At 51.1% G+C, this 16,566-nt stretch carries 16 protein-coding genes; 9 read left to right on the top strand and 7 right to left on the bottom strand.

All coding sequences use genetic code 11. The annotated features are described in order from the left end of the window. Positions 1–117 precede the first annotated feature (117 nt). A complete protein-coding gene (gene deoC, locus DMB82_RS08655; RefSeq protein WP_102119370.1) occupies positions 118–786 on the top strand; it encodes a deoxyribose-phosphate aldolase in 669 nt (222 codons plus the stop codon). A 32-nt stretch (positions 787–818) separates the two neighbouring features. Then, positions 819–1,592, top strand: a complete 774-nt coding sequence (deoR, locus tag DMB82_RS08650; RefSeq protein ID WP_116163482.1) for a DNA-binding transcriptional repressor DeoR — start codon at positions 819–821, stop codon at positions 1,590–1,592. Here the strand turns inward: deoR and DMB82_RS08645 are convergent. Further along, on the bottom strand, positions 1,589–2,794 hold the full coding sequence (locus DMB82_RS08645; RefSeq protein ID WP_116163484.1) for a serine hydrolase: 1,206 nt from the start codon (positions 2,792–2,794) through the stop codon (positions 1,589–1,591). The two genes, deoR and DMB82_RS08645, sit on opposite strands and share 4 nt — an antisense overlap. A gap of 394 nt (positions 2,795–3,188) precedes the next feature. Here DMB82_RS08645 and DMB82_RS08640 point away from each other — a divergent pair, with 394 nt between their 5' ends. After that, positions 3,189–3,806 carry a glutathione S-transferase family protein gene (locus DMB82_RS08640; protein ID WP_102119367.1) on the top strand — a complete coding sequence of 206 codons (618 nt, stop codon included), beginning with the start codon at positions 3,189–3,191 and terminating at the stop codon, positions 3,804–3,806. A 31-nt stretch (positions 3,807–3,837) separates the two neighbouring features. On the opposite strand, the gene DMB82_RS08635 is transcribed toward DMB82_RS08640, so the two are convergent. The 3 genes from DMB82_RS08635 to DMB82_RS08625 all read right to left on the bottom strand — a co-directional run bounded on the left by DMB82_RS08635 (position 3,838) and on the right by DMB82_RS08625 (position 6,268). After that, on the bottom strand, positions 3,838–5,004 hold the full coding sequence (locus DMB82_RS08635) for a PQQ-dependent sugar dehydrogenase (protein WP_102119366.1): 1,167 nt from the start codon (positions 5,002–5,004) through the stop codon (positions 3,838–3,840). A gap of 140 nt (positions 5,005–5,144) precedes the next feature. Further along, positions 5,145–5,807: an ATPase gene (locus DMB82_RS08630; RefSeq protein WP_102119365.1), complete on the bottom strand. Its 663-nt coding sequence runs from the start codon at positions 5,805–5,807 to the stop codon at positions 5,145–5,147. Then, positions 5,795–6,268: a hypothetical protein gene (locus DMB82_RS08625; protein WP_107332993.1), complete on the bottom strand. Its 474-nt coding sequence runs from the start codon at positions 6,266–6,268 to the stop codon at positions 5,795–5,797. Before DMB82_RS08625 ends, DMB82_RS08630 begins: the two co-directional genes overlap by 13 nt. On the opposite strand from DMB82_RS08625, the gene rimO reads away from it, so the two are divergent. After that, a complete protein-coding gene (gene rimO / locus DMB82_RS08620) occupies positions 6,260–7,573 on the top strand; it encodes a 30S ribosomal protein S12 methylthiotransferase RimO (protein ID WP_116163486.1) in 1,314 nt (437 codons plus the stop codon). The genes DMB82_RS08625 and rimO overlap by 9 nt on opposite strands. A gap of 305 nt (positions 7,574–7,878) precedes the next feature. After that, positions 7,879–8,658, top strand: coding sequence for an outer membrane permeability protein SanA (gene sanA, locus DMB82_RS08615; protein ID WP_116155660.1), 780 nt, complete (start codon positions 7,879–7,881; stop codon positions 8,656–8,658). A gap of 9 nt (positions 8,659–8,667) precedes the next feature. Here the strand turns inward: sanA and yeiB are convergent, their stop codons facing one another. The 3 genes from yeiB to DMB82_RS08600 all read right to left on the bottom strand — a co-directional run bounded on the left by yeiB (position 8,668) and on the right by DMB82_RS08600 (position 12,669). After that, the gene (gene yeiB, locus DMB82_RS08610) at positions 8,668–9,843 is read right to left on the bottom strand and encodes a DUF418 domain-containing protein YeiB (protein ID WP_116163488.1); all 1,176 of its coding nucleotides are present in this window, start codon (positions 9,841–9,843) and stop codon (positions 8,668–8,670) included. Between the two features lie 138 nt (positions 9,844–9,981). Continuing rightward, positions 9,982–10,644 (bottom strand): GTP cyclohydrolase I FolE, encoded by a 663-nt coding sequence (folE, locus tag DMB82_RS08605; protein ID WP_102118834.1) that lies wholly within the window; start codon positions 10,642–10,644, stop codon positions 9,982–9,984. A 342-nt stretch (positions 10,645–10,986) separates the two neighbouring features. Continuing rightward, on the bottom strand, positions 10,987–12,669 hold the full coding sequence (locus DMB82_RS08600) for a methyl-accepting chemotaxis protein (RefSeq protein ID WP_102118835.1): 1,683 nt from the start codon (positions 12,667–12,669) through the stop codon (positions 10,987–10,989). Here DMB82_RS08600 and DMB82_RS08595 point away from each other — a divergent pair. From DMB82_RS08595 to fghA, 4 genes are all read left to right on the top strand, one after another. After that, positions 12,578–12,811: a hypothetical protein gene (locus DMB82_RS08595; RefSeq protein ID WP_189645174.1), complete on the top strand. Its 234-nt coding sequence runs from the start codon at positions 12,578–12,580 to the stop codon at positions 12,809–12,811. The two genes, DMB82_RS08600 and DMB82_RS08595, sit on opposite strands and share 92 nt — an antisense overlap. A gap of 536 nt (positions 12,812–13,347) precedes the next feature. Then, complete coding sequence (ptrR, locus tag DMB82_RS08590; RefSeq protein ID WP_116163490.1) at positions 13,348–14,238, top strand: putrescine utilization regulator PtrR; 891 nt, start codon at positions 13,348–13,350, stop codon at positions 14,236–14,238. Between the two features lie 113 nt (positions 14,239–14,351). Continuing rightward, a complete protein-coding gene (locus DMB82_RS08585) occupies positions 14,352–15,473 on the top strand; it encodes an S-(hydroxymethyl)glutathione dehydrogenase/class III alcohol dehydrogenase (RefSeq protein WP_167469154.1) in 1,122 nt (373 codons plus the stop codon). Positions 15,474–15,515: 42 nt separating this feature from the next. Then, positions 15,516–16,358 carry an S-formylglutathione hydrolase gene (fghA, locus tag DMB82_RS08580; protein WP_102118837.1) on the top strand — a complete coding sequence of 281 codons (843 nt, stop codon included), beginning with the start codon at positions 15,516–15,518 and terminating at the stop codon, positions 16,356–16,358. Positions 16,359–16,566 lie beyond the last annotated feature (208 nt).

Below are 16,566 nucleotides of genomic sequence, written 5' to 3'. Positions count from 1 at the left end.
AGGCGGCAACCGCGCGAATCCCCAGGAGCTTACACAAGTAAGTGACTGGGGTAAGTAAGGGCTGCCAACGCACAAGCAGCTTGAAGTATGACGGGTATACATCATCAAGGATTTGCCATGACTGACTACGCTCGTTATATCGACCACACACTGCTGGCGGCCAATGCCACCGAACAGCAAATCGTCACCCTGTGCGATGAAGCGATCGCTCACCGTTTTTATGCCGTCTGTGTTAACTCAGGTTACGTTCCCCTTGTGGCCGAAAAGCTGAAAGGCACTGAAGTTCAGGTGTGCTCTGTTATCGGTTTCCCTCTTGGTGCTGGACTGACAGCCAGCAAAGCGTTTGAAGCGAAAGCGGCGATTGATGCCGGAGCGCAAGAAATCGATATGGTGATTAACATCGGCTGGCTGAAAAGCGGGAATGTTGCTGCCGTCAACGCGGATATTCAGGCCGTGCGTGAGGTTTGCGCCGCTATACCGTTGAAGGTAATATTGGAAACCTGTCTGCTTGATGACGAACAGATTGTCCTGGTGTGTGAAATGTGTCGTCAGTTGGATGTCGCGTTCGTCAAAACGTCTACCGGTTTCAGCACGGGCGGTGCACGTGAAGAACACGTTCGATTGATGCGTAGCAGCGTCGGCAGCGAGATGGGTGTCAAAGCATCCGGCGCGGTTCGCGATCGCCAAACGGCACAGCGTATGATTGAAGCAGGCGCCACGCGTATCGGCACCAGTTCAGGCGTCGCTATCGTTTCGGGTGAAACGGCCGCAGCAGGAAATTACTAACAACAAAAAATAGCTTACTAGCAGGGAATGTTATGGAAACGCGGCGCGACGAACGAATCGGCAGACTGGCTCAGGCATTAAAGAAAACCGATAAACTCCATCTTAAAGACGCCGCACAGCTACTCGGCGTGTCCGAGATGACCGTGCGCCGCGATCTGAATGCCGATTCCACCAGCGTCATGCTGCTCGGCGGCTACGTGGTTAGCGACCTGAAGAATAACGGTGTCACGAACTATTTTGTCTCCGACCAGCAGACCAAGCACGTAAGAGAGAAGCAGGCTATCGGTACTGCGGCTGCTTATCTGGTGGAAGCAAACGATACCGTTTTTTTCGACTGTGGCACCACGATTCCTTTCATCATTGATGCCATTCCTGATGCGTTGCCCTTTACCGCGATTTGCTATTCCCTGAACACCTTTTTAGCACTACAGGAAAAAAAGGCGTGCAGAGTGATTTTGTGCGGCGGGGAATACCATCCAGATAACGCGATTTTTACCCCACTCAACCAGCGAAGCGAGCTGGACAACGTCTGTCCGAACAAAGCCTTTATCTCTGCGGCGGGTATCGAACTGACTGCGGGAGCCACCTGCTTTAACTTTGCCGAACTGGGCATGAAGCAACGCGCGATGGCAACCGCACAGCGAATCATTCTAGTGGCGGACAGCAGCAAGTTCGGTCAGATTAAACGCGCCTGCATTGGCCCGATGACGCTGTTTGATACCGTCATTTCCGACAGCGCCCCGAGCGACGCCTACTTACGTTATTTTTCCAACAACGGCATTCAGTTCATCCACCCCGGAAATTAGCCGGATATCCCACCGAACCACTGCTGCACCTTCATCATCACCGTATCCCAGAGGCGACTAAAGAAACCAGCCTCGGGGATATCATCCATCGCGACCAGTTCGCGCTGTCCGATGCTCTTGCCGTCCAGTTGGAAGTCGATAATGCCGACAACCTGATTTTTGGTCAGTGGTGCGGCAAGCTGCGGCTGATTGAGCGTAAAGCTGGCTTTCAGGTTCTTCATTTGCCCTTTCGGGATGGTCAGCGCAGCATCCTGTGCGACGCCGAGTCGTGCCTCTTTCTCAGTACCAAACCAGACCCGCTGCATGGTAAAAGGCGCATCCGTCTTGATAGGCGTTACCGTTTCGAAAAAGCGGAAACCCCAGGTGAGCAGTTTTTCACTTTCACGGAAGCGAATAGCATCCGTTTGTGCCCCCAACACCACGGAAATCAGGCGCATATTACCTTCGGTAGCCGAGGCCACCAGATTGTGCCCTGCCCCGCTAGTATGACCGGTTTTCACACCGTCCACATTCAGGTTAGCGCTCCACAGCAGACGGTTCCGGTTAGGCTGGCGAATGTTATTGAAGGTGAACTCTTTTTCTTTGTGCAACGCGTATTCTTCTGGCACATCGCGAATCAGCGCCTGTCCTAATAGAGCCATATCGCGTGCGGTGCTGTACTGCCCTGGCGCATCGAGACCGTGCACGGTCCGAAAATGCGTATTCGTCAGGTTAAGTGCCTTCGCATAACTGTTCATCAGGCTAACGAACGCATCCTGACTACCCGCGACGTAATCCGCCAGCGCGATGCTGGCATCATTACCTGACTGAATGACAATGCCTTTATTTAACTCAGAAACGGGGATACGGTCGCCCGGCTTAAGGAACATCAGCGACGAACCACGCAGCGCCGGATTACCGGTTGCCCAGGCATCTTTTCCGACGGTCACTTCATCAGTCGGACGAATTTTACCGGATTTGATCGCCTGCCCAATCACATAGCTCGCCATAATTTTTGTCAGGCTGGCAGGGTCAAGACGCTCATCAGCATTGCTTTCCGCCAGCACTTTACCGCTGTGGTGATCGATCAGGATATAGGCTTTGGCATCAATCTGCGACACCGCTGGCAACTGTTCCGCATAGGTGGATGGCAGTAAACCAACAAGCAATACCGTACCTACAGAGAAAGACGTGAGTCTGGTCAGGAAAGGAGTTGTTTTCATGAGTTCGCCGCGATATCCATCAGTCGTTAAAAAATCTTAATTTTCAATATGTTTTGAAAGCTTTAGTAACATACAAAGGTAACGCGTCATCTGTGGGATGAAAACTGCTCATTCTGTAAATATAGTCAAAGAAATGAAAGTTTCTAAAAAAATTCATATAAAATAAGGACTTAGGAAAAATTAAGGAATGTCTGAAAATCTAGGTATCAGGTAGCCAGAGGGAGTAACGGATGGCACGAGGAATATCGCAATGTCGCCTTCTCCTCGAGGTCGAGCTAGAAAGATGCTGCCATTGTTAAGAATGACAAGTGAAATCATAAAGACTAAAAAGGTGTATCATTATTTCCCACTATCGCAAACATCCGAATATCCTTGTGTGCACAAAGAGGTTGCTATGATAACGATTTGGGGTCGTGATAACTCGACCAACGTAAAGAAAGTCCTGTGGTGTGCGGAAGAACTTGCACTGCCTTATCAGCATATTGCGGCGGGCGGACAATTCGGTCTTAACCATGAGGTCGATTATCTGGCGATGAACCCTAATGGCCTCATCCCGTGTTTGCGGGACGACGATCTGGTGCTGTGGGAATCCAATACCATCGTCCGTTATCTGGCAGCACAGTATGGTCAGGATTCGCTGTATATTGCCGATGCGGGAAAACGCGCCAGTGCCGAGAAGTGGATGGACTGGGCCACCTCCTTCGCCGTGTCTTTCGGGCCGGTGTTCATTAATATGGTGCGCGTTGCGCCAGAAAAACGCGATATGGCGTTAGTACAGAAAGGCATCGCCGAATGCGAACGTCTGTTCGATATTGTCGATACCGTTCTGGCTAACCAGCCGTGGCTGTCCGGCGAACAGTTTGGCGTTGGCGACATTCCATTAGGCTGTATTGCTTACGGCTGGCTGAATATGCCGATTGAGCAACAGTCGCATCCTCATCTGGAACGCTGGTATGAGCAACTCACCGAACGTCCGGCGTACCAGAAACACGTCATGATTCCACTGTCTTAAGTGAAACAGGCACCGCAAGGTGCCTGATCTCTTACTCCAGCCCGACTTTCAGCAATTTGCCATTGTCGTGATCGGTCAGCAGATAGAGGTAGCCGTCTGGCCCCAGTCTTACGTCGCGGATGCGTTCACCGCGATCGCCCAGCAAGCGCTCTTGGGACGCGACGTTGTCGCCATCAAGCGTCAACCGAATCAGGTTCTTCTCTGCCAGTGCACCGATAAAGACCGAATTTTTCCACTGCGGGAAACGGTTGCTGTTATAGAAGGCCATACCGCTGATACCCGGTGATTTCTCCCAGTAAAAATCAGGATTCGCCATATCCGCAATTTCTTTTCCTTTCGCTTCTGGAATCTTCAGCCCTGAATAGTTAATGCCATGCGTTGCAATCGGCCAGCCGTAATTTTCGCCCGCTTTGGGAATGTTGATTTCATCGCCGCCTTTCGGGCCATGCTCATTTTCCCACAGCACGCCAGACCACGGATTAATCGCCAATCCCTGTGGGTTGCGGTGGCCGTAAGACCAGATTTCCGGTCGCACGTTAGGCGTATTCACAAACGGGTTATCGGACGGCACTTTACCCTCAGCAGTCAGGCGAACAATTTTGCCCTGTAATTTATCCAGATCTTGTGCAGTCGGGCGTTCGTTGTTTTCGCCCAGTGCAATAAACAGATGCCCTTGTCGATCAAAGGCCAGCTTGCCGCCGAAATGGTTACCCGTCGACAGTTTCGGTTCCTGACGGAAGAAGACCGTGAAATTCTCTAACCGTTTATTATCTTCAGAGAGCTTACCGTAGCCGACAGCGGTTCCCGCTTTACCCTCACTCCCCTCTTCAGCAAAGCTCAGATAGATGCGCCGATTCTGTGCAAAATCTGGCGATAGCGCGACTTCCAGCAATCCGCCCTGTGATTTAGCGAAGACCTTCGGTACACCAGCTATCGGCGCAGACAGCACGCTACCTGCTTTCCATAAGCGTAAATTCCCGGCGCGTTCCGTAATCAGAATCCCCTGTTCTTGCGGTAAAAACGCTAATGACCACGGGTGATCCAGGTTATCCTGCAATTCCGTCACCTTCGGTTGCGCCGCCAAAATCTGGCTGGAAAACAGCAACGTTGCGCTAAGCAGCAACCAATGCGGTGCAACAGAAAATCGTCGTAACAGGGTGTGTGAAGCAGAGTCACGAAGCATCAGGCAGTAGGACATAGCGTCGTCTCCATCCAACAAAAAAGTCCTGTAAATTTAGGCGGCAGTCGATATTTGTGCAAAAAAACGGGACAAGGTTTACATTTATTGAAGAAATTCAGAGAAATCAGAAGATAAAGCGGCGGAAATGATAAGTTGGATTATCTCGGCTGAATCATCCTGATTTTGTTTTCATCCCACGACGTCATCACATTTTTGTACAACCACATAGGCTGCACGTTATCAAACGACTCCTCGACGATATCAAGAAAGCCATCCGGCGTAGCCTCACCAAGAAACGTTAGCTTAGTCGTTGAATTATCGAAAAAATAGGCACGGTAGCAAAGTTGTATCATCCCGGAGAGATACCTCAAGCTACGCTGATAACGCCCGAAGACCTTTTCCTTTGGCACACTATGTCCACCTAACGCAACACGCTGAGTGATTCGCTCCTCATTGAGTTCTGGATCTGACGTGCAAACATAGTAAAGATAGGGTTTATAGCCACTGTTTCTCGCCGACTTTACAAAATCGAGATGACTTTCGTGACTCATCACGGATTCATAGGTGAAAGAAAGTCGATCGCGAATCCAGTCATCTCTTAGACCTAAAGAGATTTTCTGTGCCAGTCTGGCTGCTAATTCATCTTGCAGCAGCGCTTTATCGACCGTTTCCCCCAGCAATGCAGGTAGATCAATATGTTTTGCAATATCATCGGGGTTAAGATACTGCCCTAACGGAACGGCGTACGTTTCTCTCAATTCTTTAGTTAACGTCGTTTTGCCCGATCCATTCGGGCCCGCAACCAATCTCAAGCTCGGCAAAGTAGCTCCCTAAGCTTAATTGGCGGTTGACCGTCCACGGCTTTAATTTCTGAGAGCGTACCATCAGGTGCTTGACTAACCAGCCACCCATCCTTGATATAAGCGATTGATACACCGGAATCCAACGCTTCTTTTATCGCCTGCTTTGAGGCACGGGCACCGATCTGCATTAAGGTCCGATTATCATCAATCTTGCTTTTGCGCTGATGCTTTCGCACTACTTTAATTCGCTGCACCATCATGCCTCCTGACTCATGGGTAATGATGAAAAAGTATACCATAACGTTCTGTGCGCATTTGCTATTTAGCGCCGCTTTGCGAAGCGCCTTCCACGAAAGCACCATCGCCGCAGTGATAAAATGCTGAGTTTTACACCACTGACTATAAGGATAATCAACTATGGTGTAGAATCCTCCGGTTTTTATTTTCTGTTTATTTTGTGAGCGAATAATATGCAACAACCACGTATCGGCTTTGTTTCCCTCGGTTGCCCGAAAAACCTCGTCGACTCCGAGAGGATTCTGACCGAACTGCGTACTGAAGGTTATCAGGTCGTCCCACGTTATGACGACGCTGAGCTGGTGATCGTCAATACCTGTGGTTTTATTGACAGCGCGGTACAAGAGTCGCTGGAAGCCATCGGCGAAGCGCTGAATGAGAACGGTAAAGTCATCGTAACGGGCTGTTTGGGTGCCAAAGAAAATCAAATACGCGAAGTACATCCAAAAGTTCTGGAAATTACCGGTCCGCACAGCTATGAGCAGGTGCTCTCACACGTACATCAATACGTCCCGAAACCGACGCATAACCCGTTTACCAGTTTAGTTCCCGAGCAAGGTGTGAAACTCACGCCGCGCCATTACGCCTATCTGAAAATTTCAGAAGGCTGTAACCACCGCTGTACGTTCTGCATCATCCCTTCTATGCGTGGCGATTTAGACAGCCGTCCAATCGGTTCGGTGTTGGATGAAGCAAAACGTCTGGTTGATGCAGGGGTAAAAGAGCTGCTGGTGATTTCTCAGGATACCTCAGCGTACGGCGCGGATGTGAAGCAGCGTACTGGCTTTTGGAACGGGCAACCGGTCAAAACCAGCATGGTCAGCCTGTGTGAGCAACTGGCATCGCTCGGCGTGTGGGTGCGCCTGCACTATGTCTACCCGTATCCACACGTGGACAATGTGATTCCGTTAATGGCAGAAGGCAAAATCCTGCCTTACCTGGACATCCCGCTCCAGCACGCCAGCCCAAAAATTCTCAAGCTGATGAAACGTCCGGGTGCAGTCGAAAGAACGTTGGAGCGCATTAAGCGCTGGCGCGAAATCTGCCCGGACTTAACGCTGCGTTCTACCTTTATTGTCGGCTTCCCTGGCGAAACGGAAGAAGATTTCCAGATGCTGCTCGACTTCCTGACAGAAGCCAAACTTGACCGCGTGGGCTGCTTTAAATTCAGCCCAGTCGAAGGCGCAGCGGCAAATGAATTGCCAGATCAGGTGCCGGAAGAGGTCAAAGAAGCGCGTTTCCATCGCTTCATGCAACTTCAGCAGGCGATTTCCACCCAGCGTTTGCAGGATAAAATTGGCCGTGAAGTGCTGGTGCTGATCGATGAAATCGACGGAGAAGGCGCGATTGGCCGCAGCATGGCTGACGCCCCTGAAATTGACGGCGCGGTTTACCTGAACGGCGAAACCGATGTGAAAGTCGGTGATATCGTCAAAGTGAAAGTCGAACACGCAGATGAATACGATCTGTGGGGTAGCCGAGTTTAACGCGCCCATTACGCCTAATACCGATCGTTTAAGGATCGAGATACACGGGGCGACCACAGGGGTGAGGCCTCCCTGCGGGAACCTCCCCCTGTGTTTCCCCTAACAACGGGCTAAGTAACCAGTATGACCCATCACGCCAGCTTTTCTGCCCGAAAGGCTGGCGTTTTATTTTTACGCCATCTCGTGCCGCACGCTGAAAATTCAATCAATAAACCGCCCGTTCCTCGCCTTCGTCTTGCGTCCCCCTGTCAGGTAAAGTAGCCTTGGGGCATGATTAGTCTACTCGCCTTACCTGAGGCATAAGCATGTGGAAACGCCTGACATTCGGTTTGTTAGCCCTCATTGGCGTGCTGCTGCTCTCTGCTTTTGCCCTCGATCGTTGGATCAGTTGGAAAACCGCGCCCTTTATTTATGATGAGCTTCAGGCCTTGCCGAAACGGCAGGTCGGCGTCGTGCTGGGAACGGCAAAATACTACCGTACAGGCGTGATCAATCAGTATTATCTGTTCCGTATGCAAGGGACGATTAACGCTTACAACAGCGGCAAAGTCAGCTATCTGCTCCTCAGCGGTGATAACGCGCTGCAAAGTTACAATGAACCAATGACGATGCGTCGTGATTTGATCGCCGCAGGCGTTCAGCCTTCGGATATCGTGCTGGACTATGCGGGGTTCCGTACGCTGGATTCTATCGTCAGAACACGCAAGGTGTTTGATACCAACGATTTCACCATCATCACCCAACGTTTCCATTGCGAACGCGCACTATTCATCGCGCTGCACCTTGGCATTCAGGCACAGTGTTACGCCGTACCTTCCCCGAAAAATATGATGACCGTGCGGGTTCGTGAGTTTGGCGCTCGTCTGGGCGCACTGTTCGATCTGTATATCCTTAAACGCGAACCGCGCTTTTTAGGGCCGCAGGTGCCGATTCCCGCTGAACATACCATTCCAGACGATGCCCCAGATTATCCTGCCGTCCCACCGGAACAGGTGCTTCCAACTCCTGGGCATCAGGTTAAACCAGAGCAACTGGCGAAACCCGAGCCCGAATCTGAACCTCACCACGAGCAGGCGGTACCGTAGCGTCTTTCTCTACGCCGTTTTCCCTATCGCATTGGTGAGCGTGCGCCATAGCCATTCGAGCGGCCCCTGACGGAAATAGCGCAACCAGTAGCGAGAAAAGACCAGATTGACGATCCAAATAGCGGGAACCAGAGCCAGCAGTTGCAGGCGGCTGAACGCTATAAACAGGCCAAGTTGATTAAACAATGCGACGCAAATCAGCGTTTGCAGCAAATAGTTGGTTAACGCCATGCGCCCGACATCCGTAATCCAGTAGGTGATTCGCCATTGGCACAGCGTGGTCCAAAAGCCATAACACAGTGACAGATACCCTATCGCCTGCAAAGGTGAACTCAGTTCACGCGGAATCTGCAGTAACAGCCCGCTCCAGCGATATTCCCAACCCACCAGCCACTGCCCTACTACGCCAACGCTGTTGATTGCCACACCCAGCGGAGTCAGCCACAGCGCAACCTTACGATAATGCGCCGAACTGAACTCACCTTTCAGCCAGCCGCTGCGCATCAAGCCAGCTCCCAGCAGCATCGATCCCGCCAGCAGCCAGCCGTACTGCACGCCCAGCGATAACAGACTTTCTGTCAGTAGATCGAGACGATTTCCCCACGCTTCTGGCCCACCTAACGCCCGCCAGTAGGCTTCATAGGCGATATCTGCCATGCTCGGCAGCCAAAACCGTCCCGGTTGCAGGCTCAAAATCTGGCTCAGCACATACAGTACGCCGATGCCCACCAGATACAGCACCGCCCCTGTCCGCATTAACACCCGGCTGCTTTCCGCATGACGAATCATGCCGTAACACACCAGTCCAATCAGCGCATAGTCGAGCAAAATATCGCCATCCCACAGGAAAATGGCATGAATCAGCCCAATGACCATCAACCAGAACAGACGTGCATGTACCCAGCGTTTCCCTCGCGGTAGCAGTAGTTGTAACCCTGCGCCAAAAAGAAGAGAAAATAACGTCAGAAATTTCGCCTGCGCCAGCAGATCCATCGCTGCCCAGGTTAAAACATCAGGCAGCGTAGGCTCCCCTTGCCAGGCCGGATTCAGGTAGGCCGCATGCGGCAAACCAAACGCCGTAATATTCAGCAGTAAAATGCCTAAGATGGCGACGCCGCGCGCAAAATCCAGCGCAACGATCCGCGAGGGTGGCGAATGAGGTGACGGTATAGTGTGAGAAGGCATACAAATTACATGTTTAAATCATCGAAGTAGCGATTGTATGCACATACAGAGAAAAAGCGAAGATGCTTGCTGATTTGACGATGACCGATTTGACGATGACAAAGCGCATTTCCTTCATCATCGCCAATAAGAGAGGGCTTAATTGTGGTGACGCACCGCGCGCAAGAATTCCTGACGCGTATTTTGGCTGGATTTAAACAGACCACCGAGCGATGTCGTGGTCGTGGCGCTGGTCGCATCACGGATACCGCGAGCCTTCACGCAGTAGTGCACCGCATCAATCGAGACCGCAACGTTGTTGGTTCCCAACAGCGTTTGCAGCGCGACCAGAATCTGCTGTGTTAAGCGTTCCTGCACCTGAGGGCGCTGAGAGAAAAATTGGACGATCCGGTTGAGCTTCGACAAGCCAATGACGCCCTCTTTCGGAATATACGCCACCGTGGCTTTCCCATCGATCGTCACGAAATGGTGTTCACAGGTGCTGGTCAACGTAATATCCCGTACGGTAACCATCTCATCTACCTTCATTTTGTTTTCAATGATGGTGATTTTGGGGAAGTTGGCGTAGTCCAAACCGGAGAATATTTCATCAACGTACATTTTGGCGATACGCGTCGGTGTTTCAGCCAGACTGTCATCGCTCAGATCGAGGCTCAGCAAATTCATAATTTCCGTCATATGCTCGGCAATACGTTGCTTACGCGTATCCCGATCCAATAACGCCCCGCGCAGCGGCGTTTCCAGACCGCGTGCCAGCAGCGCTTCATGCACCATAACGGCTTCTTTACTTAGTGATGACATTATTATTCTCCTGCAGGTGTCACTATGCCTATCGCACTATCACGGCCTTGGTCAGACCCTAGCGCCGTCAACACTCTAGTTGAGAGAGTCACGATTATCCAGCGATTGTATGTCATGATTGTTGAAATAGAGTCAGGTTATCAAGCGTGGCGGATGTGCCTGTGCGCAGTAACAAGGCCTAATCGCATGCATAAAAAAATGCCTATTCCGTCGTAACGATTCAGTGATAAACAAAAGTCAGTGATAAACAAAAAAGCACTGGGAGACTATTCCAGTGCTTTTAACGATAAATTATCTGATTTTTACGGCGTCAGCGCACTGACACCGCGTGTTGTGGGGTTATCAGAAGGTTTCCCAGTTGTCGTTAGTATTACCTTTTTTACCGCCAGCGCCCGCGAGTAACATCGGCTTCTGCGCTGCTGGCGCTTTATCCGCCAGACGCGGCTGTGGACGACGAAGTGCCTCTGAACCCGACAACTGGAATACCGATACTGCTTCAGTTAACTGACGTGCCTGATCTTCCAGTGATGCGGCGGCAGCGGCAGACTCCTGTACCAGCGCGGAGTTCTGCTGTGTGACACCATCCATCTCGGTAACAGCCTGACCAATCTGGGTAATACCGCGACTCTGTTCATCCGATGCTGATGCGATTTCGCCCATCAGATCGTTCACTCGGGTAATGGCGGAAATAATGGAATCCATCGCTTCGCCGGTTTGTGTAACCTGATTTGATCCCATGTTGACGCGGGCAACCGATTCGGTGATCAGGCTTTCAATTTCTTTCGCTGCCTGAGCACTACGTTGCGCCAGATTACGGACTTCGCCCGCGACGACCGCAAAACCACGGCCTTGTTCACCGGCTCTGGCAGCTTCGACCGCCGCGTTCAACGCCAGAATGTTGGTCTGGAAGGCAATACCGTTGATGACGCTGGTGATGTCGGCAATTTTCTTCGAGCTGGTTGTAATACTCGCCATCGTTGCCATCACATCTGCCGTGACATCGCCCCCTTTCTTCGCCGCAACGGACGCGTCCTGCGCCAGTTTGGTGGCCTGATGAACGTTATCGGCATTCTGTTTCACCGTCGCACTCAGCTCTTCCATACTGGCAGCAGTCTGTTCCAGTGCAGACGCCTGCTGCTCGGTGCGTGCGGACAGATCGTTGTTGCCGCTTTTAATTTCGCTTGAACCCTGATGAATCGATGCAGAGCTGTCGCGGATAATGGATACCGTGTTAACCAGACTGTCCTGCATTTCTTTCAGATAAGGAATTAATTGCCCTGCATTATTATTACCAAATTCACTAATAGGATGGCCAAGCTGTCCACCAGACAGCGCCTGGAAATAGCCTTTGATCATATTCAGCGGCTTGACCAGATAGTGAACCAGATAGCGATCCGTCAGCAGCAGGATAAGCAACCCAAGAACCGCTGCACCTAACAGAATATAATAACTCCAATCAACCAGACCGTAGACTTCACGCATTGAGGTTTCTGTCGACGAAAGAATGGCGGATTGGTATTTATCCATGTTGGCGCCAAACGAGACGCTGAGTGGTGGATACGTTTTACGAAAGAGCTGGCGAAATTCATCCTGACGATTATCACGTGCGGCATTAAGCATCGGCGTCAACCCGTTATCCAGCAGTTGGGTCCATGCAGCGATCATATTGTCTGACGTTGCTTTATCGACGCCAATATGCTGAACAGATTTGAACAGAGCGAGTTGATCCGATGTGATCTTAAACGCCGCCGTTGCTGCCGTGAATACCTTTTCAGCATCAGCGACATCACCCGTTTGCTGGAAATCCATCGAACGAACGACACGGGTAACCGTACGAAAATACTGATCATTGCCTTTTACCAACATCTCGACATTCTTGCGCTGAGTTTCACCCGATTCCAATAGTCCAGTCATGTTGTTTAATGAGGTAGTAGTGAAGAAAGATGCACTACCCCATAAAAACAAAAACAGGCCCAATATTGTTAAGAGCATTGTTCTAATTGAAATATTTTTTAAAAAGTTCACAGAAGACTCCTATAAATTATCTGGCGATTTTTCTTTTCGCTTTCCGCAACATGGCTGCACATTTTTAATTGGAAATACACCACACGTTAAGTCATTCAATGAAGAGTTGATTCTTCCATTAGTTAGCGTTGTTTTCGTTTAATGACAAAGAATAAATTTTATTACAATAGCTACGGGATATTCTTACTAGACATTAACATTATCGGCACTTTACATAAGCACTTTACGCCCTTACATCAATAAATGCGATCAAAATGAAGAATTGCGATAGCGTTGGCTATCCTTTGGTTACAGCCTATTCATCAAAAAAATTAACCATTTGTTTTAATTTGACTTTTATTAATTCGTCATTTTTTAAAACAGAAAAACAATTTTATTTTTGTGATTATTCTTATTTTCATAAGAGACTTTCATCTTAAAAACAGGCATCTATTCGCAATAAAGTTGGTTACGGTGCTATTAATTCAGAACACGATCATTCTATCGCTTCTTTATCCCAAATATTAACCCTGATGATAATTACGCACGTGAATTTCATCAGGGTTTGTTTCATATCGCCAGATTTAGGTGGTGTTCACCGTCCGTATGACCCAAGCCAGTTGCGAAATGCACCACTTACCGTTACAATTCACAAAAAGTGAATAATTCAACGCCAGTTCATTACAAAAAGAGAAAGTTATGGATTTGACCCAATTGCGCATGTTCTGTCTCGTCGCCGAAACGGGTTCCGTCGCACGCGCCGCAGAGCAGCTTCATCGGGTGCCCTCCAATCTGACCACGCGGTTGCGCCAGTTGGAACTGGAACTGGGCACCGATCTGTTTATCCGTGAGAAACAGCGCCTGCGCCTGTCCCCTATTGGGCACAATTTCTTATGTTATGCACAGCGCATCCTGGCACTTAGCGAAGAAGCGATCAGCATGACGCGCACGGGAGAACCCGCCGGTAATTTCGCGTTCGGTTCGATGGAAAGCACTGCGGCAACCCGTTTACCTACGCTATTAGCGGCTTACCACCAGCGTTATCCCAACGTTTCGCTGTCCCTGAATACCGGTACATCGGGGGAAATCATTGAGCGCGTGCGCGCGGGAACATTGGCTGCCGCGTTAGTCGATGGGCCTGTCGTCTACGATGAACTAAATGGGTGTGCGTGTTTTGCGGAACGGTTAGTGCTGATATCTGACACGACGCACGCGCCGATTACCCATGCACGGGATGCCAGCCACGATACGCTGTTTGCTTTCCGTCCTAGCTGCTCTTATAGAAAGCGCCTTGAGAACTGGTTCCGACAGGATGGCGTGGTGCCCAGCACCATCATGGAAATTCACTCATACCATGCCATGCTTGCCTGTGTCGCCAGCGGTGCCGGGCTGGCCATGATCCCGTATGCCGTACTCGAATCACTGCCGGCAGGCACGCGCGTTCAGGTACATGAATTATCACCCGACATCGCCGCCGCGTCCACCTGGCTCGTCTGGCGACGCGACGCCTTCGGCCCGAATGTCGAGGCGCTTAAAAAGCTGATTATTGAACAGGGCAGCATGATTGAACCACCCACTCAGTCGGAATGAACCCATTGTTTTCCATGAATGACCCTGTTTAAGAGGGGACGACACAGCGAACAATGCCACGTCCTGTCATTCAATTTACTACCCATAACGGAATGCCATTAGGAGTCACCACCATGCAAATGATTAAAACCCGTGCCGCCATCGCTTGGGGCCCCAACCAGCCACTGTCGGTTGAAGACGTGGATCTGATGCCACCGCAGAAAGGTGAAGTGTTGGTGCGCATCGTCGCAACCGGCGTATGCCACACGGATGCCTACACGCTGTCCGGCAAAGATCCTGAAGGCGTGTTCCCTGCGATTCTTGGCCATGAAGGCGGCGGGATTGTCGAAGCTATCGGGGAAGGCGTGACCAGCGTTGCCGTTGGCGATCATGTTATTCCGCTATACACCCCAGAATGTGGCGAATGTAAGTTCTGCCGCTCCGGCAAAACTAACCTGTGTCAGGCTATTCGCGCCACGCAGGGTAAAGGTCTGATGCCGGACGGCACCACCCGTTTCTCCAAAAACGGCCAGCCGATTTTCCATTACATGGGCACATCCACCTTCGCAGAGCACACCGTTGTGCCTGAGATTTCACTGGCGAAAGTGAATAAAGAAGCGCCACTGGAAGAAGTCTGCCTGCTGGGCTGTGGCGTCACCACGGGTATGGGTGCCGTGCTGAATACTGCAAAAGTGAAAGCGGGCGATACGGTTGCGATTTTCGGCCTCGGCGGCATTGGTTTGTCGGCGATTATCGGTGCGCAAATGGCAGGGGCCAGACGCATCATTGGTATCGATCTCAACACCAGCAAATTTGATCTGGCGCGTAAGCTGGGTGCCACCGATCTGCTTAACCCGAAAGATTATGCTAAGCCGATTCAGGACGTCATCGTTGAACTGACCGATGGCGGCGTGGACTTCTCCTTCGAGTGTATCGGTAACGTCAATGTCATGCGTTCCGCGCTAGAGTGCTGTCATAAAGGCTGGGGCGAATCCATCATCATCGGCGTGGCGGGTGCAGGTGAAGAAATCGCCACGCGTCCGTTCCAACTGGTGACGGGTCGCGTATGGCGCGGCTCTGCTTTCGGCGGCGTGAAAGGCCGTAGCGAGCTGCCAGGCATTGTCGATCGTTACCTGAAAGGTGAATTCCCGCTGAATGACTTCATCACCCACACGATGGGGCTGGACGAGATCAACACGGCATTCGATTTAATGCACGAAGGCAAATCGATTCGCTCTGTGATTCATTTCGGTTAATTGCACTACTGTCAGGAACAGAATAGAGGAGGCTGTACAGCGATGACTTCATCACTGGAACTGCTGGAAGAACACCGTATGTTTGGCGGCTGGCAACAGCGCTACCGCCATGTGTCAGAAACGCTGAACACTACCATGACGTTCAGCATTTATCTGCCACCGACACAGGATGACACGCCGCCGCCCGTGCTTTACTGGCTGTCTGGGTTAACCTGCAACGACGAAAACTTTACGACGAAAGCCGGTGCACAGCGCATTGCCTCCGAGCTGGGTCTGGTGCTGGTCATGCCAGACACCAGCCCGCGCGGCGATGGCGTAGCAGACGACGCGGGGTACGATCTGGGTCAGGGCGCAGGATTCTACGTGAATGCCACGCAGGCACCCTGGGCGGCACACTACCGGATGTATGACTACATCAGCAGTGAATTACCCACGCTGATCCAGCAACATTTTAACGTGAATAGCCGTCAGTCCATCAGTGGGCATTCAATGGGCGGGCACGGTGCGCTGATGCTGGCGCTACGCAACCCAGATCAGTTCCTGTCTGCGTCAGCGTTCGCACCGATCGTTAACCCAAGCCAGGTTCCGTGGGGGCGCAAGGCGCTGACCGCCTACCTCGGCGAGGATGAAACGCCGTGGTTGCAATATGATAGCTGCCATTTGCTGGCAAATAGCCGGAAGAAGCTGCCCATACTGGTCGATCAGGGCGATTGCGATCAGTTCCTCCCCGATCAGTTGCAACCGGCGAAACTGGAAGCCCTGGCAAGCCAGTATGACTGGCCGCTGACGCTGCGGACACAGTCCGGCTATGACCACAGCTATTTCTTTATCGCCAGTTTTATCGAAGATCACCTGCGCTTCCACGCCCACTATTTGTACGCATAAATTTGTACGCATAAATTTTTACGCATAAATAGTTGTATGCATAATCACGATACGAATAATGGGCTATGCTCATCTCGCTGATAACCGCACTCGGGGGACGTTTCCCGAGTGCTATTTTCACTTCCCTGTTACAGCAACTCTCAGTAAAACAATCACACACCTGCCCGTGCTGAATGACGGAACCAAGACAAACAAAAAGGAAACCTTG

It is taken from the genome of Pectobacterium aquaticum, assembly GCF_003382565.3.
Taxonomy (GTDB): domain Bacteria; phylum Pseudomonadota; class Gammaproteobacteria; order Enterobacterales; family Enterobacteriaceae; genus Pectobacterium; species Pectobacterium aquaticum.
The sequence above is the reverse complement of the archived record's forward strand: the minus strand, read 5'-3'. Positions and strand labels throughout refer to the sequence as shown.

Excerpts from the sequence above, each read along its gene's own strand:
- deoR (WP_116163482.1), top strand. The coding sequence starts at position 819 with ATGGAAACGCGGCGCGACGAACGAATCGGCAGACTGGCTCAGGCATTA.
- sanA (WP_116155660.1), top strand. The coding sequence starts at position 7,879 with ATGTGGAAACGCCTGACATTCGGTTTGTTAGCCCTCATTGGCGTGCTG.
- DMB82_RS08645 (WP_116163484.1), bottom strand. The coding sequence starts at position 2,794 with ATGAAAACAACTCCTTTCCTGACCAGACTCACGTCTTTCTCTGTAGGT.
- yeiB (WP_116163488.1), bottom strand. The coding sequence starts at position 9,843 with ATGCCTTCTCACACTATACCGTCACCTCATTCGCCACCCTCGCGGATC.
- fghA (WP_102118837.1), top strand. The coding sequence starts at position 15,516 with ATGACTTCATCACTGGAACTGCTGGAAGAACACCGTATGTTTGGCGGC.
- DMB82_RS08585 (WP_167469154.1), top strand. The coding sequence starts at position 14,352 with ATGCAAATGATTAAAACCCGTGCCGCCATCGCTTGGGGCCCCAACCAG.
- deoC (WP_102119370.1), top strand. The coding sequence starts at position 118 with ATGACTGACTACGCTCGTTATATCGACCACACACTGCTGGCGGCCAAT.
- DMB82_RS08635 (WP_102119366.1), bottom strand. The coding sequence starts at position 5,004 with ATGTCCTACTGCCTGATGCTTCGTGACTCTGCTTCACACACCCTGTTA.
- ptrR (WP_116163490.1), top strand. The coding sequence starts at position 13,348 with ATGGATTTGACCCAATTGCGCATGTTCTGTCTCGTCGCCGAAACGGGT.
- DMB82_RS08640 (WP_102119367.1), top strand. The coding sequence starts at position 3,189 with ATGATAACGATTTGGGGTCGTGATAACTCGACCAACGTAAAGAAAGTC.
- folE (WP_102118834.1), bottom strand. The coding sequence starts at position 10,644 with ATGTCATCACTAAGTAAAGAAGCCGTTATGGTGCATGAAGCGCTGCTG.
- rimO (WP_116163486.1), top strand. The coding sequence starts at position 6,260 with ATGCAACAACCACGTATCGGCTTTGTTTCCCTCGGTTGCCCGAAAAAC.